At 54.5% G+C, this 18,656-nt stretch carries 17 protein-coding genes and 1 other annotated feature; of the genes, 13 read left to right on the forward strand and 4 right to left on the reverse strand.

Features of this window, described 5'->3' with window-relative positions; translation table 11 throughout:
* Positions 1-21: 21 nt before the first annotated feature.
* A complete protein-coding gene (gene arcA, locus AB6731_RS13715; RefSeq protein WP_003856501.1) occupies positions 22-738 on the reverse strand; it encodes a two-component system response regulator ArcA in 717 nt (238 codons plus the stop codon).
* Positions 739-833: 95 nt separating this feature from the next.
* On the opposite strand from arcA, the gene yjjY reads away from it, so the two are divergent.
* From yjjY to AB6731_RS13750, 7 genes are all read left to right on the forward strand, one after another.
* Complete coding sequence (gene yjjY / locus AB6731_RS13720; protein ID WP_001541509.1) at positions 834-974, forward strand: protein YjjY; 141 nt, start codon at positions 834-836, stop codon at positions 972-974.
* Between the two features lie 399 nt (positions 975-1,373).
* Positions 1,374-2,060: a tRNA/rRNA methyltransferase gene (locus tag AB6731_RS13725; RefSeq protein ID WP_032679596.1), complete on the forward strand. Its 687-nt coding sequence runs from the start codon at positions 1,374-1,376 to the stop codon at positions 2,058-2,060.
* A 211-nt stretch (positions 2,061-2,271) separates the two neighbouring features.
* A complete protein-coding gene (thrL, locus tag AB6731_RS13730; protein ID WP_015572623.1) occupies positions 2,272-2,340 on the forward strand; it encodes a thr operon leader peptide in 69 nt (22 codons plus the stop codon).
* Positions 2,279-2,396: a sequence feature (Thr leader region), on the forward strand. It overlaps the preceding gene by 62 nt.
* 24 nt (positions 2,397-2,420) lie before the next feature.
* Positions 2,421-4,883, forward strand: coding sequence for a bifunctional aspartate kinase/homoserine dehydrogenase I (gene thrA / locus AB6731_RS13735; RefSeq protein ID WP_032679597.1), 2,463 nt, complete (start codon positions 2,421-2,423; stop codon positions 4,881-4,883).
* Between the two features lies 1 nt (position 4,884).
* Positions 4,885-5,814, forward strand: coding sequence for a homoserine kinase (gene thrB / locus AB6731_RS13740; RefSeq protein WP_014168558.1), 930 nt, complete (start codon positions 4,885-4,887; stop codon positions 5,812-5,814).
* A gap of 3 nt (positions 5,815-5,817) precedes the next feature.
* On the forward strand, positions 5,818-7,104 hold the full coding sequence (gene thrC, locus AB6731_RS13745) for a threonine synthase (protein WP_032679598.1): 1,287 nt from the start codon (positions 5,818-5,820) through the stop codon (positions 7,102-7,104).
* Between the two features lie 211 nt (positions 7,105-7,315).
* Positions 7,316-7,615 (forward strand): DUF2502 domain-containing protein, encoded by a 300-nt coding sequence (locus AB6731_RS13750; RefSeq protein ID WP_020882537.1) that lies wholly within the window; start codon positions 7,316-7,318, stop codon positions 7,613-7,615.
* A 31-nt stretch (positions 7,616-7,646) separates the two neighbouring features.
* Here AB6731_RS13750 and yaaA read toward each other — a convergent pair whose 3' ends face one another.
* Positions 7,647-8,420: a peroxide stress protein YaaA gene (gene yaaA / locus AB6731_RS13755; RefSeq protein WP_025205476.1), complete on the reverse strand. Its 774-nt coding sequence runs from the start codon at positions 8,418-8,420 to the stop codon at positions 7,647-7,649.
* Between the two features lie 66 nt (positions 8,421-8,486).
* Positions 8,487-9,917: an alanine/glycine:cation symporter family protein gene (locus AB6731_RS13760; protein ID WP_371006481.1), complete on the reverse strand. Its 1,431-nt coding sequence runs from the start codon at positions 9,915-9,917 to the stop codon at positions 8,487-8,489.
* A 262-nt stretch (positions 9,918-10,179) separates the two neighbouring features.
* On the opposite strand from AB6731_RS13760, the gene tal reads away from it, so the two are divergent.
* The 3 genes from tal to AB6731_RS13775 all read left to right on the forward strand — a co-directional run bounded on the left by tal (position 10,180) and on the right by AB6731_RS13775 (position 13,277).
* A complete protein-coding gene (gene tal / locus AB6731_RS13765; protein WP_014168563.1) occupies positions 10,180-11,133 on the forward strand; it encodes a transaldolase in 954 nt (317 codons plus the stop codon).
* Between the two features lie 111 nt (positions 11,134-11,244).
* Positions 11,245-11,832, forward strand: a complete 588-nt coding sequence (gene mog / locus AB6731_RS13770) for a molybdopterin adenylyltransferase (RefSeq protein WP_020882540.1) — start codon at positions 11,245-11,247, stop codon at positions 11,830-11,832.
* A 122-nt stretch (positions 11,833-11,954) separates the two neighbouring features.
* The gene (locus tag AB6731_RS13775) at positions 11,955-13,277 is read left to right on the forward strand and encodes an MFS transporter (RefSeq protein WP_148576542.1); all 1,323 of its coding nucleotides are present in this window, start codon (positions 11,955-11,957) and stop codon (positions 13,275-13,277) included.
* Here the strand turns inward: AB6731_RS13775 and satP are convergent.
* Positions 13,254-13,820 (reverse strand): acetate uptake transporter, encoded by a 567-nt coding sequence (satP, locus tag AB6731_RS13780; RefSeq protein ID WP_020882542.1) that lies wholly within the window; start codon positions 13,818-13,820, stop codon positions 13,254-13,256. The genes AB6731_RS13775 and satP overlap by 24 nt on opposite strands.
* Positions 13,821-14,117: 297 nt before the next feature.
* Between satP and dnaK the strand changes: the two genes are divergently transcribed.
* The 3 genes from dnaK to nhaA all read left to right on the forward strand — a co-directional run bounded on the left by dnaK (position 14,118) and on the right by nhaA (position 18,621).
* Complete coding sequence (gene dnaK, locus AB6731_RS13785; protein WP_014168568.1) at positions 14,118-16,031, forward strand: molecular chaperone DnaK; 1,914 nt, start codon at positions 14,118-14,120, stop codon at positions 16,029-16,031.
* 87 nt (positions 16,032-16,118) lie between these two features.
* Positions 16,119-17,264 (forward strand): molecular chaperone DnaJ, encoded by a 1,146-nt coding sequence (dnaJ, locus tag AB6731_RS13790; protein ID WP_020882543.1) that lies wholly within the window; start codon positions 16,119-16,121, stop codon positions 17,262-17,264.
* Between the two features lie 181 nt (positions 17,265-17,445).
* Positions 17,446-18,621, forward strand: coding sequence for a Na+/H+ antiporter NhaA (nhaA, locus tag AB6731_RS13795; protein WP_371006482.1), 1,176 nt, complete (start codon positions 17,446-17,448; stop codon positions 18,619-18,621).
* Positions 18,622-18,656: the final 35 nt, after the last annotated feature.

Here is an 18,656-nt window from a genome sequence, read left to right on the forward strand (position 1 = left end):
TTTTTTACTTCAGTTGCCGGATTACTCCTGCAGGTCGCCGCAGAAACGATAACCTTCACCGTGAATAGTGGCGATAATTTCCGGCGTATCAGGCGTAGATTCGAAATGTTTACGGATACGACGGATGGTCACGTCTACGGTACGGTCGTGCGGCTTCAGCTCACGGCCGGTCATTTTCTTCAGCAGTTCTGCACGGGACTGAATTTTGCCCGGATTTTCACAGAAGTGCAGCATCGCGCGGAATTCACTGCGCGGCAGTTTATACTGCTCACCGTTCGGGCTAATCAGTGAACGGCTATTGATATCAAGTTCCCAGCCGTTGAACTTGTAGCTGTCTACGCTACGACGCTCTTCGCTGACCGTGCCCAGGTTCATGGTGCGGGACAGCAGGTTGCGTGCACGAATGGTTAACTCGCGTGGATTAAACGGTTTAGTGATGTAGTCATCCGCACCGATTTCCAGGCCAAGGATTTTATCAACTTCGTTATCACGGCCTGTCAGGAACATTAACGCGACGTTCGCCTGTTCACGCAGTTCGCGCGCCAGAAGAAGGCCGTTTTTGCCCGGCAGGTTGATATCCATGATCACCAGGTTGATATCATTTTCAGAAAGGATCTGATGCATCTCTGCGCCATCGGTCGCTTCAAAGACATCGTAGCCTTCTGCTTCGAAAATGCTCTTTAACGTGTTGCGTGTTACCAACTCGTCTTCAACGATAAGAATGTGCGGGGTCTGCATGTTTGCTACCTAAATTGCCAACTAAATCGAAACAGGAAGTACAAAAGTCCCTGACCTGCCTGATGCATGTCGCAAATTAACATGACCGGCCTAACGTGACTAAAGTACGTAATTGCGTTCTTGATGCACTTTCCATCAACGTCAACAACATCATTAGCTTGGTCGTGGGTACTTTCCCTTTGGACCCGACAGTGTCAAAAACGGCTGTCATCCTAACCATTTTAACAGCAACATAACAGGCTAAGTGACACCAGACACCCAATAAAACTACGCTTCGTTGACATATATCAAGTTCAATTGTAGCACGTTAACAGTTTGATGAAATCATCGTAGCCGAATGCTAGCCTTTGTCACAATTTTTCAATAAACCAACTAGTTGCGTACCTTGATTTATAAACGATACGAATCCAATCAGAAAAGAGTATTCATGAGGTCATTACCATTATAAAACATAAGGATAATAGCCTTCTGTTAACATTCTAACTGATTGTTCAGCCACAAAATAGTTTAGCGTTTTTAATTTGTTCTGAAACGCTATTTCGGTGATTTGTGTTGCATTTTTGTAAATTCGCGCCGCGTAATATGTTGAAGTGCATCACATTTTTACCCGCTAACTGATTAAAAAGAGAGCATAAATGCATCTGTCGATTGTACTGGTCGCCCCAGCCAGAGCCGAAAATATAGGCGCTGCGGCGCGTGCCATGAAGACCATGGGGTTTACCGATCTTCGCATCGTGGACAGCCAGGCGCACCTCGAGCCCGCGGCCCGTTGGGTGGCGCACGGTTCAGGGGATATTCTCGATAATATAACCACTTACGACACGCTCGCCGCTGCGCTGCACGACATTTCTTTTACCGTGGCGACCACGGCACGCAGCCGGGCAAAGTTCCACTATTACGCCACGCCGGCGGAACTGGTGCCGATGTTAACGGAGAAAAGCCAGTGGCTGACGAAGGCCGCGCTGGTCTTTGGGCGGGAAGATTCCGGTCTGACGAACGAGGAGCTGGCGTTGGCGGACGTCCTGACCGGTGCGCCGATGGTGGCGGATTATCCGTCGCTGAATTTAGGCCAGGCGGTAATGGTGTATTGCTATCAATTAGCCTCCCTAATACAAATTCCTCAACCCCAGGCTGAAGGGGCAGATGAAAACCAGCTGGCCGCGCTGCGCGCTCGCGTTGACCATCTGTTATTACAACTCGGTGTCGCGGAAGATCAAAAAATGGCGGACTGGCTGCATCAGCGACTTGGGCGTCTTGAGCAGCGAGACACGGCAATGTTGCACCGTTTGCTGCATGATATTGAAAAAAAATTGGCCGAGTAAAATGCTGTCATAAGTTTTTACTATGGCGTATCCGTCTGTCTGGGTGGGGTGCGTCTGGGGGAATCGGATGAAAATAAATCTGCAAGCAGCGGGACGTGAGAGCGTCCCGAATTGTGATCAAATTAAAAATTCATTGACTTAAGGTGCCCAATCCTTTAACCCTAAAAGAATACAGCACAGACAGATAATAATGACAGAGTACACAACATCCATGAAACGCATCAGCATCACCACCATTACAACAACCATCATCATTACCACAGGAAATGATGCGGGCTGACGCGTACAGGAAAAACAGAAAAAAGCCCGCACCCAAACAGTGCGGGCTTTTTTTTCGGCTAAAGGAAACGAGGTAGAACCATGCGAGTGTTGAAGTTCGGCGGTACATCAGTGGCAAATGCAGAACGTTTTCTGCGTGTTGCCGATATCCTGGAGAGCAACGCCAGGCAGGGGCAGGTCGCGACCGTGCTCTCTGCCCCGGCAAAAATCACCAACCACCTGGTGGCGATGATTGAAAAGACCATCGGTGGCCAGGATGCACTCCCGAACTTGAGCGACGCCGAGCGTATCTTCGCTGAGCTGCTGCAGGGACTGGCGGAGGCGCAGCCGGGTTTCCCGCTCGCACAGCTGAAATCCTTTGTTGAGCAAGAGTTCGCCCAAATCAAACACGTGCTGCACGGTATCAGCCTTTTAGGTCAGTGCCCGGACAGCATCAACGCGGCGTTAATCTGCCGTGGTGAAAAATTGTCGATTGCCATCATGGCGGGCCTGCTGGAAGCGCGTGGCCACAATGTGTCGGTTATCGATCCCGTTGAAAAACTGCTGGCAGTGGGTCACTACCTCGAGTCTACCGTTGATATAGCCGAATCAACCCGTCGCATTGCCGCGAGCAAAATTCCGTCTGACCATATGATCCTGATGGCGGGCTTCACCGCCGGAAACGAGAAGGGTGAACTTGTCGTACTGGGCCGCAACGGCTCCGACTACTCTGCTGCCGTGCTGGCAGCCTGTTTGCGCGCCGACTGTTGTGAGATCTGGACTGACGTCGACGGTGTATATACCTGCGATCCGCGCCAGGTACCGGACGCCAGGCTGCTGAAGTCGATGTCATATCAGGAAGCGATGGAGCTTTCCTACTTCGGCGCTAAAGTTCTTCACCCTCGCACCATCTCTCCCATTGCCCAGTTCCAGATCCCTTGCCTGATTAAAAACACCGGTAACCCGCAAGCGCCGGGCACGCTGATTGGCGCCAGTACCGATGAAGACGGCCTGCCGGTGAAAGGCATTTCTAACCTGAACAATATGGCCATGTTCAGCGTTTCCGGCCCGGGAATGAAAGGCATGGTCGGTATGGCGGCCCGCGTTTTCGCGGCCATGTCCCGCAACGGTATCTCGGTTGTGCTGATCACTCAGTCCTCTTCTGAATACAGCATCAGCTTCTGCGTACCGCAGGGGGATTGCCTGCGCGCCCGTCGTGCGCTGGAAGAAGAGTTTTACCTTGAGCTGAAAGAAGAGTTGCTGGAGCCGCTTTCTATCCAGGAACGCCTGGCAGTCATCTCGGTAGTGGGCGACGGTATGCGTACGCTGCGCGGTATCTCGGCCAAATTCTTTGCCGCGCTGGCCAGGGCCAACATCAACATTGTGGCCATTGCCCAGGGATCATCTGAGCGTTCAATCTCGGTGGTTGTTGATAACGACGATGCAACAACCGGCGTTCGCGTGGTTCATCAGATGCTGTTCAACACCGATCAGGTGATTGAGCTGTTCCTGATTGGCGTGGGCGGTGTGGGTGGCGCGCTGCTGGAGCAGGTGAAGCGTCAGCAGGAGTGGTTGAAGAAAAAGCACATTGATCTGCGCGTGTGCGGTATCGCGAACTCAAAAGCGCTGCTGACCAACGTTCATGGTCTGAACCTGGAAAACTGGCAGACTGAGCTGAATGATGCCAAAGAGCCCTTTAATCTGGGCCGGTTGATCCGCCTGGTGAAAGAGTATCACCTGCTTAACCCGGTCATTGTCGACTGTACCTCGAACCAGGCGGTGGCCGATCAGTACGCCGATTTCCTGCGCGAAGGTTTCCACGTGGTGACGCCAAACAAAAAGGCCAACACCTCGTCGATGGATTACTATCACCAGCTACGTCTGGCGGCGAGCAAGTCACGGCGTAAGTTCCTCTACGACACCAACGTGGGCGCGGGCCTGCCGGTGATCGAGAACCTGCAAAACCTGCTGAACGCGGGGGATGAACTGCAGCGTTTCTCCGGCATTCTTTCCGGCTCGCTGTCGTTTATCTTCGGCAAGCTGGATGAGGGCATGAGCCTGTCGGAAGCGACCCGTGCCGCGCGTGAACTGGGGTACACCGAGCCGGATCCGCGAGACGATCTCTCCGGTATGGATGTGGCGCGTAAGTTGCTCATACTGGTGCGTGAAACGGGCCGTGAGCTGGAGCTTTCCGATATCGTGATTGAGCCTGTTCTGCCTGCCGGGTTTGACGACAGCGGTGACGTGAACACCTTTATGGCCAATTTAGCGCAGCTAGACGACGCCTTTGCCGCACGCGTTGCGAAAGCCCGTGATGAAGGTAAGGTATTGCGCTATGTTGGCAATATTGAAGACGATGGTATGTGCCGCGTGAAGATTGCTGAAGTGGATGGCAACGACCCGCTGTTCAAAGTAAAAAACGGCGAAAACGCCCTCGCGTTTTACAGCCACTATTATCAGCCACTGCCGCTGGTGCTTCGCGGCTATGGCGCAGGGAATGATGTTACCGCGGCGGGTGTATTTGCCGATTTGCTGCGTACCCTGTCATGGAAGTTAGGAGTTTAACATGGTGAAAGTTTATGCCCCGGCTTCCAGCGCCAACATGAGCGTCGGATTTGATGTGCTGGGTGCGGCGGTGACGCCGGTGGATGGTTCGCTGCTGGGCGATACGGTAACGGTTGAAGCGGCAGAGAGCTTTAGCCTGAATAACGTGGGCCGCTTCGCCAGCAAACTGCCGACAGACCCGCGCGAGAATATCGTTTATCAGTGCTGGGAGCGGTTCTGTCAGGAGATTGGCAAAAATGTGCCGGTCGCCATGACGCTGGAAAAAAGTATGCCGATTGGCTCTGGCCTGGGTTCCAGCGCTTGCTCCGTGGTCGCCGGACTGGTGGCCATGAATGAGCACTGCGGCAAGCCACTGAATAATAACCGTCTGCTCGGGTTAATGGGCGAGCTGGAAGGGCGCATCTCCGGCAGCATTCATTATGACAACGTCGCCCCCTGCTTCCTCGGTGGTATGCAACTGATGATTGAAGAAAATGGCATCATCAGCCAGCAGGTGCCAGGGTTTGATGAGTGGCTGTGGGTGCTGGCCTATCCCGGCATTAAGGTATCTACTGCTGAAGCGCGTGCGATCCTGCCTGCGCAGTATCGTCGTCAGGACTGTATCGCTCACGGACGTCATCTGGCCGGCTTTATACACGCCTGCTACACCCGTCAGCCGCAGCTGGCAGCAAAATTAATGAAAGACGTTATCGCCGAGCCGTACCGCACTAAGCTGTTGCCTGGCTTTAACGAGGCGCGACAGGCGTCAATGGATACCGGCGCACTGGCGTGCGGTATCTCCGGCTCCGGCCCGACGCTGTTCGCCCTGTGCGATAAGCCAGACACGGCGCAGCGCGTGGCGGACTGGCTCTCTAAACACTACCTGCAAAATCAGGAAGGCTTTGTTCATATTTGCCGTCTGGACACGGCTGGCGCACGAGTACTGGGATAACGAATGAAACTCTACAACCTTAAAGATCATAACGAGCAGGTCAGCTTCGCGCAGGCGGTGACTCAGGGACTGGGCAAAAATCAGGGGCTGTTCTTCCCCCATGACCTGCCGGAATTTCAGCTGACCGACATTGATGAACTGCTGAAGCAGGACTTTGTCACCCGCAGCACTAAAATTCTCTCTGCCTTTATCGGCGATGAAATCCCGCAGGAGCTGCTGGAAGAGCGCGTGCGTGCAGCGTTCGCTTTCCCGGCACCGGTTAAGCAGGTTGAGCCGGATGTCGGCTGCCTTGAGCTGTTCCATGGTCCAACCCTGGCGTTTAAAGACTTCGGTGGCCGCTTTATGGCGCAGATGCTGACCCACATCAGCGGCGACAAACCGGTAACGATTCTGACGGCGACCTCCGGTGATACCGGTGCGGCCGTTGCCCATGCGTTCTATGGTCTGAAGAACGTTCGCGTGGTGATCCTCTACCCGAAAGGCAAAATCAGTCCGCTGCAGGAAAAACTGTTCTGTACGCTCGGGGGCAACATTGAAACCGTGGCGATTGACGGCGATTTCGATGCCTGTCAGGCGCTGGTCAAGCAGGCCTTCGATGATGAAGAGCTGAAAGTGGCGCTGGGTCTGAACTCGGCGAACTCCATTAACATCAGCCGTCTGCTGGCGCAGATCTGCTACTACTTCGAAGCGGTTGCACAGCTGCCACAGGAGGCGCGCAATCAGCTGGTCGTCTCCGTACCAAGCGGCAACTTTGGTGACCTGACGGCGGGCCTGCTGGCGAAATCGCTCGGCCTGCCGGTAAAACGCTTTATCGCCGCCACCAACGCCAACGACACCGTGCCGCGCTTCCTGAAAGACGGTAAATGGGCACCGAACGCCACGCAGGCGACGCTTTCGAATGCGATGGACGTAAGCCAGCCGAACAACTGGCCGCGTGTGGAAGAGCTGTTCCGCCGTAAGGTCTGGCGTCTGGGCGATCTGGGTTACGCCGCGGTGACGGATGAGACCACCAAAGCCACTATGCGTGAGCTGAAAGCGGCGGGGTACACCTCTGAACCGCATGCGGCGATCGCTTACCGTGCGCTGCGCGATCAGCTGAATCCGGGGGAGTATGGCCTGTTCCTGGGAACGGCTCATCCGGCGAAGTTCAAAGAGAGCGTGGAAGTGATTCTGGGTGAAACGCTGCCGCTGCCAAAAGAGCTGGCCGAGCGTGCGGACCTGCCGCTGCTTTCGCATGAACTGCCCGCGGATTTCGCCGCGCTGCGTAAGTTGATGATGACGCGCGGATAACGGTTCTGTCACCCTATGCAGGCCGGGTAAGGTGAAACTTACCCGGCTTTTTTTATGGAGAAATTAAGGAGGAAAATAGCAGTAAAAAAGCAGAAATTCCCAATAAATGCGGTCACTTAGCGATTAGGATTGCAGAGAATAACATCCCCCGTCCTCCTCACGTATTCTCCTTACATCGGCCCACATCGGGTAAATGAATAAGGAGTCACCTATGTCTAAACTGAAACCTGCTCTGCTGGTGCTTTCAATGATGCTGGTCGCTCCGATGGCGGTTCAGGCCTCTGAAATCACCCTCGTCCCTGCGGTAAAACTGCAGATTGGCGATCAGGATAATCGTGGTCACTACTGGGATGGTGGCCGCTGGCGCGACCATGACTGGTGGAAGGCTCACTATGACTGGCGCGATAATCACTGGCGCCCACATGACGAGCATCACGATCGTCATCATGATGACCACCATCACGATCGTCACGACGACCCGCGTCCTGGCCCGGACTGGAAACACCATTAATGCAAAACCCCGCCATCTGGCGGGGTTTGTTTTACTGCTCGTGGCGCTTAAACACCAGTTCGCCTTTTCCCGACGCTTCTTCATCGAAGAAGTAGCCTTCGCTGTTGAAGCCAGTCAGTTGCTCCGGCTTCGTCAGGCGGTTCTGAATGATGTAGCGGCTCATCAGCCCACGCGCTTTTTTGGCGTAGAAGCTGATGACCTTGAACTTGCCGTTTTTCTCATCGAGGAAAACGGGCTTGATAATTTCCGCATCCAGCTTTTTCGGCTTCACCGATTTGTAGTATTCATCGGAGGCCAGATTGATCACCACATTATCGCCCTGAGCACGCAGCGCAGCGTTCAGTTTGTCGGTGATGATATCGCCCCAGAAATGGTACAGATCTTTGCCTTTAGGGTTTTCCAGGCGGATACCCATCTCCAGACGATACGGCTGCATCAGGTCCAACGGGCGCAGCACGCCGTACAGACCTGACAACATGCGCAGATGCTGCTGGGCGAAGTCGAAATCGGCTTCGCTAAAATCTTCCGCCTGCAGGCCGGTATACACATCACCTTTAAACGCCAGAAGCGCCTGGCGGGCGTTGTTCGGCGTGAAGTCCGGGTGCCACTCGTGGAAACGGGTCGCGTTAAGATCCGCCAGTTTGTCGCTGATGCTCATCAGCGAGGCAATTTGTGGCGCAGAGAGCTTACGCGCGACGTGAATCAGCTGTTGCGAATAGTCCAGCAGTTCAGGCTGGGTATAGCGCTCGGTGGCGAGCGGGCTCTGGTAATCGAGCGTTTTAGCAGGTGAAATCAGAATCAGCATATCCACTCCTTGCAGGAAATTTAGAGCGACTTTAGCAAAAAATCGCCCTCAATTGATCGATAGCTGTTATTGCCGTGGCAAATCATCCCAGGTGCCGGGCGCAATTTGCGCCTGGATGTCGGGATAGCGCGAGGCATCAAAGACCGGCGGTACGCCCAGTTTGCGCTGACGAAGATAGTCCCGTGCGATAAGCGTAACCACGGGTGAGAGCAGCAGGATCGCCGTCAGGTTAGTGATGGCCATGAGCGCCATAAAGACATCCGCCAGTTGCCAGACCAGCGGCATGCTGAGCAGCGAACCTGCTAACACCATCAGTATCACCCCGAGGCGCAGCAGCGTGATCATACGGCGGGAGTCCACTTTCAGGAAAATAAGGTTATTTTCGGCGTAGAGGTAATTCACAACAATCGAGCTGAAGGCGAATAACAGCAGGATGAGCGAGACAAACCCGGCTCCCCAGCCGCCCGTCAGATTCACCAGTGCCTGCTGAAGCAGTTGTATGCCGGCTGTTTCCGATGAGTGAGGTACCGGACCGGCCAGCAGCAGGATCATGGCGCTGGCGGAACAGATAATAATGGTGTCCGTAAAAACGCCAATCATCTGAACAATGCCTTGTGCCGCCGGGTGGGGCGGCCAGGACGCGGCGGCGGCTGCGGCATTGGGCGTTGATCCCATACCGGCTTCATTGGAGAACATTCCGCGCTGAAAGCCCGACATCAGCGCCTGGCTGAAGGTATAGCCCAGTGCGCCTGATGCCGCCTCGCGCCAGCCAAATGCGCTTTTGAAGATGGTTGCAATCACTTCCGGCACCTGCTCGATATGCCGTGCGGCGACGAACAGGCTGGCGGCAACCCACAGCAGCGCCATGACCGGCACCAGCCACTGCATCAGGCGGGCGACACCTTTTAGGCCGGTCGAAATGGTCAGCAGGATACAGAGGGCTAAAACAAGCCCGGTGATCCACTCCGGATACGCAAAGGCATAGCGCAAGGCATGGGCGACAGAATTCGCCTGAACGGTATTAAAAATCAGACCGTACGCGAGCAGTAAAAACAGCGAAAACAGCACGCCCATCCAGCGCATTCCTAAGCCACGCGCCATGTACCAGGCCGGGCCGCCGCGAAACTGTCCGTTTTTATCTTTTTCTTTGTAGAGTTGGGCGAGGGCGCTTTCGGCAAAGGAGGTGGCCATCCCGATAAGCGCCGTGACCCACATCCAGAAAACGGCGCCCGGGCCACCAGCGCTGATGGCCAGTGCCACCCCCGCCATATTACCGCTGCCGAGGCGTGCGGCAATGCTGGTGCAGAGGGCCTGGAAAGAGGTTAATCCGCCCGGCTGGGGCGTGACGCTGTTTTTCAGACTTCTGCCAAATTTGCGAATATAACGAAACTGGATAAACCCGCTGCGTAGCGTAAACCAAATACCTGCACCCAGCAGCAGGTATATCATTATCGAACCCCAAAGGACTTCATTAATAAAGAAAAGGAAATCAGGCATTAACGTCCCTCTTGTTGATGCCAAAATGAATATGTAAGCGCTACCACTGATTGGACATGCTGTTACTTAGCAGCCTGTTAATATTCTGAGTTTATCATACTCTGTCTAAGCGCACTGTCTGCGGTTGCGCTACCCCTCCGTCGTGTTATCATCAGGGCAGACCGGTTACATCCCCCTAACAAGTAAACCTGTCATTTTTCCGCTGCAGGCATGCTGTCGGTAGCGTGAATTATCCAGGGCACGTTAAAAGAGAAACACTATCATGACGGATAAATTGACCTCCCTTCGTCAGTTCACCACTGTCGTAGCTGACACCGGAGATATCGCGGCAATGAAGCTGTACCAGCCGCAGGATGCCACCACCAACCCTTCTCTGATCCTTAACGCCGCACAGATCCCTGAGTATCGCAAACTGATTGACGACGCAGTGACCTGGGCGAAAGCACAGAGCAACGACCGCGCGCAGCAGGTTGTTGATGCCACTGATAAACTGGCCGTGAACATTGGTCTGGAAATTCTGAAACTGGTTCCTGGCCGCATCTCTACCGAAGTTGACGCACGTCTCTCCTACGACACCGAAGCGTCTATCGCCAAAGCAAAACGTCTGATCAAAATGTACAACGATGCTGGTATCAGCAATGACCGCATCCTGATCAAACTGGCGTCAACCTGGCAGGGTATTCGTGCAGCTGAACAGCTGGAAAAAGACGGTATCAACTGTAACCTGACGCTGCTGTTCTCCTTCGCACAGGCGCGTGCATGTGCGGAAGCCGGCGTATACCTGATTTCTCCATTCGTTGGCCGTATTCTGGACTGGTACAAAGCCAACACGGATAAGAAAGAGTACGCGGCATCTGAAGATCCAGGCGTCGTTTCCGTGACCGAAATCTACGAATACTACAAACAGCACGGTTATGAGACTGTGGTGATGGGCGCAAGCTTCCGTAACGTAGGTGAAATCATCGAACTGGCTGGCTGTGACCGCCTGACCATCGCCCCGGCACTGCTGAAAGAGCTGGCTGAAAGCGAAGGTGCTATCGAGCGTAAACTGTCCTACACCGGTGAAGTGAAAGCGCGTCCGGAGCGCATCACTGAATCTGAGTTCCTGTGGCAGCATAACCAGGATCCAATGGCTGTAGATAAACTGGCGGACGGTATCCGTAAGTTTGCTATCGACCAGGAAAAACTGGAAAAAATGATCGGCGACCTGCTGTAATCATTCTGCGTGACCGGGTTCCCGGTCACGCTACTTCTTTCGTACTCTGTCTGAATTTCCCCTCTGCGTGTATCATTCCCTTTAATCAGTACTTTTTTGAATGGAATGGATATGAATACCTTACGCATCGGCTTAGTGTCGATTTCTGACCGCGCCTCCAGCGGTGTTTATCAGGATAAAGGCATCCCCGCGCTGGAAGAATGGCTGGGCAGTGCGTTGACAACCCCCTTTGAGATCCAGACCCGCCTGATCCCTGACGAACAGCCAATTATCGAACAGACACTCTGTGAGCTGGTGGATGAGATGAGCTGCCACCTGGTATTGACCACGGGAGGCACCGGGCCTGCGCGCCGGGACGTCACTCCGGATGCCACGCTGGCGGTTGCCGATCGTGAGATGCCTGGCTTCGGTGAGCAGATGCGCCAGATCAGTCTACACTTTGTCCCGACGGCGATCCTCTCCCGTCAGGTCGGGGTGATCCGCAAGCAGGCATTGATTCTGAATTTGCCGGGCCAGCCGAAGTCCATCAAAGAGACGCTTGAAGGACTGAAAGCGGAAGATGGCAGCGTGATCGTGCATGGGATTTTTGCAAGTGTACCGTATTGTATACAGTTACTTGACGGCCCGTATGTAGAAACCGATGAGAAAGTGGTAGCAGCTTTTCGTCCGAAAAACGCCCGTCGCGAGACAATCTCCTGAAATTAATCAATATGTGACATTAGCTGAAGCGACGGTGGCGTGGTAAGGGTTTTACGGTATAGTAATTTTTTCTTTACGTTTGCTGTAAAAATAAATCCACAACACAAGCCAAATGGTTCGCTATGTCACATAACACCCGACCTCTGAATCGACAGGACTATAAAACCCTCACGCTCGCGGCCTTAGGCGGTGCGCTGGAGTTTTACGACTTTATCATCTTCGTCTTCTTCGCCGCCGTGGTGGGGGAGCTTTTCTTCCCGGCAGATATCCCGGAGTGGTTGCGCCAGGTGCAAACCTTCGGCATTTTTGCCGCCGGGTATCTGGCACGACCGCTGGGTGGCATTGTGATGGCCCACTTTGGTGACCTGGTCGGGCGTAAGAAGATGTTCACGCTCAGCATTTTACTGATGGCCGTGCCGACGCTGGCCATTGGTCTGCTGCCCACTTACGCCTCAATGGGCATTGTTGCTCCGCTGCTGCTGTTGCTGATGCGCATTCTTCAGGGCGCGGCGATTGGCGGCGAAGTGCCGGGGGCCTGGGTGTTTGTGGCGGAGCATGTGCCGGCGCGCCGCATCGGCATCGCCTGTGGAACCTTAACGGCGGGGCTGACTGTCGGTATCCTCCTCGGTTCAGTGGTGGCCACTATCGTGAATACCAGCATGACGCAACAGGCGGTTCACGACTGGGGATGGCGCGTACCGTTCCTGCTCGGCGGGGCGTTTGGCCTGGTGGCGATGTATCTTCGCCGCTGGCTGCAGGAGACACCTGTTTTCCTTGAGATGCAGCAGCGCAAGGCGCTGGCACAGGAGTTGCCGGTAAAAGCCGTGGTGGTGCGCCACCGGAGCGCGGTTGTGGTGTCGATGCTGCTCACCTGGCTGCTGTCGGCGGGCATCGTGGTCGTTATCTTGATGTCTCCGGTATGGCTGCAAAAGCAGTACGGTTTTGCGCCGGCGGTAACGTTGCAGGCAAACAGTATCGCCACCATTATGCTCTGCTTTGGCTGTCTGGCCGCGGGGCTGGCCGTTGATCGTATCGGTGCCGGCCTGACTTTCATCATCGGCAGTCTGCTGCTGGCTGCGTCGAGCTGGGCGTTTTACCACCTGGCAGGCAGCCATCCTGAACAGCTGTTCCTGCTCTACGGTACGGTCGGGCTGTGCGTGGGGGTTGTCGGTGCAGTGCCGTATGTGATGGTGCGAGCTTTTCCGCCAGAGGTCCGCTTCACCGGGATCTCTTTCTCCTATAACGTCTCTTACGCCATCTTTGGCGGGCTGACGCCGATTGCGGTCACGGTGTTGATGGGAGTATCCCCGATGGCACCTGCCTGGTATGTGCTCGCGCTGTCGGTGATGGGGCTGGTGTTAGGCATTTGGCTTCGGCAGAAACAGGGATGTCGTGCCCGCGAGGCGGACACGACAGATGGATCAGTGTTTTTCACCAATCGGTAGAATGGTGCGGTCAAACTGCTCGTTCAGCACTTCACCCATTGCCAGGTAGATAGCGCTTGCGCCGCACACCAGACCAATCCAGCCGGCAATATGCACGATGCTTTCGTTATCCACGAGGTGGCCGATCGCCAGCAGGGCGAACAGCACGGTCAGGCTCAGGAAAACAAACTGCAGTGCGCGGTTGCCTTTCAGGGTGCCGAAGAACATAAACAGCGTGAAGACGCCCCACAGACCGAGGTAAACGCCCAGGAAATGTGCGTTTGCCGCGTCTGCCAGGCCCATTTTAGGCATCAGCAGGATCGCGACCAGGGTCAGCCAGAAAGAACCATAAGAGGTGAATGCGGTTAAGCCGAAGGTGTTGCCTTTCTTATATTCCAGCAGGCCCGCGAAGATTTGCGCGATACCGCCGTAAAAAATGCCCATCGCCAGGATAATGCCATCCATCGGGAACATCCCGATGTTGTGCAGGTTCAGCAGGATAGTGGTCATGCCAAAACCCATCAGGCCCAGCGGAGCCGGATTAGCCAACTTAGTGTTGCCCATAAGTCCTCAAAAAAATCATCATTAATATGGTGAAATGGTTAAACCCGCGTCAGTTCTCCCTGACGGGGCGCGGCATCATAATGGGCGCAATCAATGCCGTCTATGATCTCATCAGGGTGAAATTAAAAATTTTTTTTACCGTTCCCCCTTGATGGACGCTGGCGCGACCCCATCTTGTAGTCAACCGCAGTGTGTGGACCTGAAAAAAATCAATTGTGGGCAGTTGAAAAAGCACGTTCTGCCCTTATTACAGGTACACAACCACATGTTGACTGAATTTTAAGTGGAGACGTTTAGATGGGTAAAATTATTGGTATCGACCTGGGTACTACCAACTCTTGTGTAGCGATTATGGATGGCACTACCGCACGCGTGCTGGAGAACGCCGAGGGCGATCGCACCACGCCTTCTATCATTGCTTATACCCAGGATGGTGAAACTCTGGTTGGTCAGCCGGCTAAACGTCAGGCAGTGACAAACCCGCAAAATACCCTGTTTGCGATTAAACGCCTGATTGGCCGCCGCTTCCAGGACGAAGAAGTTCAGCGTGACGTTTCTATCATGCCTTACAAAATCATCGCAGCAGATAACGGCGATGCATGGCTTGATGTGAAAGGCACCAAAACGGCACCACCGCAGATCTCTGCTGAAGTGCTGAAAAAAATGAAGAAAACCGCAGAAGATTACCTGGGTGAACCGGTAACTGAAGCTGTTATCACCGTTCCTGCCTACTTCAACGATGCTCAGCGTCAGGCAACGAAAGATGCTGGCCGTATCGCAGGTCTGGAAGTAAAACGTATCATCAACGAACCAACCGCAGCGGCACTGGCTTACGGTCTGGATAAAGAAGTTGGCAACCGTACTATCGCGGTTTACGACCTGGGTGGTGGTACTTTCGATATCTCTATTATCGAAATCGACGAAGTTGATGGCGAAAAAACCTTCGAAGTTCTGGCAACCAACGGTGATACCCACCTGGGTGGTGAAGACTTCGATACCCGTCTGATCAACTACCTCGTTGACGAGTTCAAGAAAGATCAGGGCATTGACCTGCGTAACGACCCGCTGGCAATGCAGCGCCTGAAAGAAGCCGCTGAGAAAGCGAAGATCGAACTGTCTTCCGCTCAGCAGACCGACGTGAACCTGCCGTATATCACTGCAGACGCGACCGGTCCTAAACACATGAACATTAAAGTGACCCGTGCGAAACTGGAAAGCCTGGTAGAAGACCTGGTGAACCGTTCCATCGAGCCACTGAAAGTCGCTCTGCAGGATGCTGGCCTGTCCGTGTCTGATATCAACGACGTTATCCTTGTCGGTGGCCAGACCCGTATGCCAATGGTTCAGAAGAAAGTGGCTGAATTCTTTGGTAAAGAGCCACGTAAAGACGTTAACCCGGACGAAGCAGTGGCTATCGGTGCTGCCGTTCAGGGTGGTGTGTTGACGGGTGATGTGAAAGACGTTCTGCTGCTGGACGTTACCCCGCTGTCTCTGGGTATCGAAACCATGGGCGGTGTGATGACGGCGCTTATCACCAAAAACACCACTATCCCTACTAAGCACAGCCAGGTGTTCTCTACTGCTGAAGACAACCAGTCTGCAGTAACCATCCATGTGCTGCAGGGTGAGCGTAAGCGTGCGGCGGATAACAAGTCACTGGGTCAGTTCAACCTGGATGGCATCAACCCGGCGCCACGCGGTATGCCGCAGATCGAAGTAACCTTCGATATCGATGCTGACGGTATCCTGCACGTTTCCGCGAAAGACAAAAACAGCGGTAAAGAGCAGAAGATCACCATTAAGGCCTCTTCCGGTCTGAACGAAGAAGAGATCCAGAAAATGGTTCGTGAAGCAGAAGCGAACGCGGAATCTGACCGTAAGTTCGAAGAGCTGGTTCAGACCCGTAACCAGGGCGACCATCTGCTGCACAGCACCCGTAAGCAGGTTGAAGAAGCCGGCGATAAACTGCCAGCTGAAGACAAAACGGCTATCGAAGCTGCACTGAGCGCGCTGGAAACGTCTCTGAAAGGCGAAGATAAAGCGGATATCGAAGCGAAGATGCAGGAGCTGGCACAGGCTTCTCAGAAGCTGATGGAAATCGCTCAGCAGCAGCACGCCCAACAGCAGGCTGGCGCTGACGCTTCTCAGAACAACGCGAAAGACGACGACGTTGTCGACGCTGAGTTCGAAGAAGTGAAAGACAAAAAATAATCGCCCTGATGCAGGGTAATTAATCGGCACGGGCGTAGGAGAACTCTCCACGCCCGTGCTCGCATGTTAAGGGGCTTAAAAAAACCAATGGCAAAGCAAGACTATTACGAGATTTTAGGCGTTCCGAAAACTGCGGAAGAGCGTGAAATCAAAAAGGCGTATAAGCGCCTGGCCATGAAATTCCACCCGGACCGCAACCAGGGTGACAAAGAGGCTGAAGCCAAATTTAAAGAGATCAAAGAAGCCTACGAAGTCCTGACCGATGCACAGAAACGTGCGGCCTATGACCAGTACGGCCACGCAGCCTTCGAACAAGGCGGCATGGGCGGCGGTGGATTCGGTGGCGGCGGCTTTGGCGGCGGCGCTGACTTCAGCGATATCTTTGGCGATGTTTTCGGCGACATTTTTGGCGGCGGTCGTGGCCGTCAGCGCGCGGCGCGCGGCGCCGACCTGCGCTACAACATGGATCTGACGCTGGAAGAGGCCGTACGTGGCGTCACCAAAGAGATCCGTATTCCGACGCTGGAAGAGTGTGACGTTTGCCACGGCAGCGGCGCGAAAGCAGGCACCCAGCCGCAAACCTGTCCAACCTGTCACGGTTCCGGCCAGGTACAGATGCGTCAGGGCTTCTTCGCCGTGCAGCAGGCGTGTCCGCACTGTCATGGTCGCGGTACGCTGATTAAAGACCCCTGCACAAAATGCCACGGTCATGGTCGCGTTGAGAAAACCAAGACGCTGTCCGTTAAAATCCCGGCAGGCGTGGACACGGGCGACCGTATCCGTCTGGCAGGTGAAGGTGAGGCCGGCGAGCACGGTGCACCGGCAGGCGATCTGTACGTTCAGGTTCAGGTCAAGCAGCACGCCATCTTTGAGCGTGAAGGCAACAACCTGTACTGTGAAGTGCCCATCAACTTCGCCATGGCGGCACTCGGTGGCGAAATTGAAGTGCCAACGCTTGATGGTCGCGTCAATCTGAAGGTTCCAGGCGAAACCCAGACCGGCAAGCTGTTCCGCATGCGTGGTAAAGGTGTTAAATCCGTTCGCGGTGGTGCGCAGGGCGACCTGCTGTGCCGCGTGGTGGTTGAAACCCCGGTTGGCCTGAACGACAAGCAGAAACAGCTGCTGAAAGAGCTGCAGGAAAGTTTTGGCGGCCCGACGGGTGAGAAAAACAGCCCGCGCTCCAAAAGCTTCTTCGATGGCGTCAAAAAATTCTTCGACGATTTGACCCGCTGATCCGTTAGCTGGTGTTCATCTCAAAAGCCCGGAAGCGATTTCGGGCTTTTTCTTTTTGTAGCTGTCCTCATGGCTATCATTCGGTAAAACTGAATATATACTCAACATTAATCTGCTTTTGCCGAGCTGTTTGGCCTGGTATTATGGTTTTACCGAAGTATTGCTGTAAGAGAGAGCCTACGTGAAATTAATACACCGTTTTTTTAGCAGTGAAGCATCAGGCGGCATCATCCTGATTATTGCCGCTGCGGCCGCGATGGCGCTGGCCAATATGGGTTTCACACGCGACTTTTACCACGCGTTTCTGGAAACTCCCGTCGAGCTGAAAGTCGGGGCGCTGGAAATTAACAAGAACATGCTGCTGTGGATCAACGATGCACTGATGGCCGTGTTTTTCCTGCTGGTAGGGCTGGAGGTTAAGCGTGAGCTGGTCCTGGGCTCGCTTGCCAGCCGTCAGCGTGCCGTGTTCCCGGTGATTGCCGCATTCGGGGGGATGGTCATTCCGGCGTTGCTCTTCCTGGCGTTCACCTGGCAGGATCCGGTATCGCGTCATGGCTGGGCCATTCCGGCGGCAACGGATATCGCGTTTGCCCTGGGTGTGCTGGCCTTGCTGGGAAGCCGCGTGCCGGTGGCACTGAAAATCTTCCTGATGGCGCTGGCGATCATTGATGACCTGGGCGCGATTGTCATTATTGCGCTGTTCTACACCAGCGACCTGTCGATCCTGTCGTTGAGCGTTGCCGCAGGAGCGATTGCGGTACTGGCGCTGTTGAACATTTGCAACGTGCGCCGCATCGGGATCTACGTGCTGGTGGGGATGGTGCTGTGGACCGCGGTACTGAAATCAGGCGTGCACGCTACGCTCGCTGGGGTCATCGTCGGCTTCTTCGTTCCGCTTAAGCCGCAGGAGGGGAAATCGCCTGCCAAACAGCTGGAGCATGTACTGCACCCGTGGGTCGCCTTTATGATCCTGCCGCTGTTTGCTTTCGCTAATGCAGGCGTTTCGCTGGAAGGGGTAACCCTTGAGGGACTGACCTCAATGCTGCCGCTGGGCATTATTGCCGGACTGTTTATTGGTAAGCCGCTGGGTATTAGCCTGTTCTGCTGGCTGGCGCTGAAGCTGAAGCTGGCGTCACTGCCGCACGGTACCACGTTTAAGCAGATCATGGCGGTGGGCGTGCTGTGCGGCATTGGGTTTACCATGTCGATCTTTATCTCAACGCTGGCTTTTGGTGCCCATGCGCCTGAGCTTATCGTCTGGGCGAAGCTGGGTATCCTTATCGGATCGTTACTGGCCGCAGTCACTGGCTATACCTTATTGAAGGTCAAACTGTCCGGACCGGTCGTTCAGGCATAACAGGAAACCGGGAGAAGAACACCTTCTCCCGCTAC

Origin of the sequence: Enterobacter sp. RCC_40 (genome assembly GCF_041360735.1) — a bacterium.
GTDB classification, from domain to species: Bacteria; Pseudomonadota; Gammaproteobacteria; order Enterobacterales; family Enterobacteriaceae; genus Enterobacter; species Enterobacter ludwigii.

Excerpts from the sequence above, each read along its gene's own strand:
- arcA (WP_003856501.1), bottom strand. The coding sequence starts at position 738 with ATGCAGACCCCGCACATTCTTATCGTTGAAGACGAGTTGGTAACACGC.
- AB6731_RS13725 (WP_032679596.1), top strand. The coding sequence starts at position 1,374 with ATGCATCTGTCGATTGTACTGGTCGCCCCAGCCAGAGCCGAAAATATA.
- thrA (WP_032679597.1), top strand. The coding sequence starts at position 2,421 with ATGCGAGTGTTGAAGTTCGGCGGTACATCAGTGGCAAATGCAGAACGT.
- thrB (WP_014168558.1), top strand. The coding sequence starts at position 4,885 with ATGGTGAAAGTTTATGCCCCGGCTTCCAGCGCCAACATGAGCGTCGGA.
- thrC (WP_032679598.1), top strand. The coding sequence starts at position 5,818 with ATGAAACTCTACAACCTTAAAGATCATAACGAGCAGGTCAGCTTCGCG.
- AB6731_RS13750 (WP_020882537.1), top strand. The coding sequence starts at position 7,316 with ATGTCTAAACTGAAACCTGCTCTGCTGGTGCTTTCAATGATGCTGGTC.
- yaaA (WP_025205476.1), bottom strand. The coding sequence starts at position 8,420 with ATGCTGATTCTGATTTCACCTGCTAAAACGCTCGATTACCAGAGCCCG.
- AB6731_RS13760 (WP_371006481.1), bottom strand. The coding sequence starts at position 9,917 with ATGCCTGATTTCCTTTTCTTTATTAATGAAGTCCTTTGGGGTTCGATA.
- tal (WP_014168563.1), top strand. The coding sequence starts at position 10,180 with ATGACGGATAAATTGACCTCCCTTCGTCAGTTCACCACTGTCGTAGCT.
- mog (WP_020882540.1), top strand. The coding sequence starts at position 11,245 with ATGAATACCTTACGCATCGGCTTAGTGTCGATTTCTGACCGCGCCTCC.
- AB6731_RS13775 (WP_148576542.1), top strand. The coding sequence starts at position 11,955 with ATGTCACATAACACCCGACCTCTGAATCGACAGGACTATAAAACCCTC.
- satP (WP_020882542.1), bottom strand. The coding sequence starts at position 13,820 with ATGGGCAACACTAAGTTGGCTAATCCGGCTCCGCTGGGCCTGATGGGT.
- dnaK (WP_014168568.1), top strand. The coding sequence starts at position 14,118 with ATGGGTAAAATTATTGGTATCGACCTGGGTACTACCAACTCTTGTGTA.
- dnaJ (WP_020882543.1), top strand. The coding sequence starts at position 16,119 with ATGGCAAAGCAAGACTATTACGAGATTTTAGGCGTTCCGAAAACTGCG.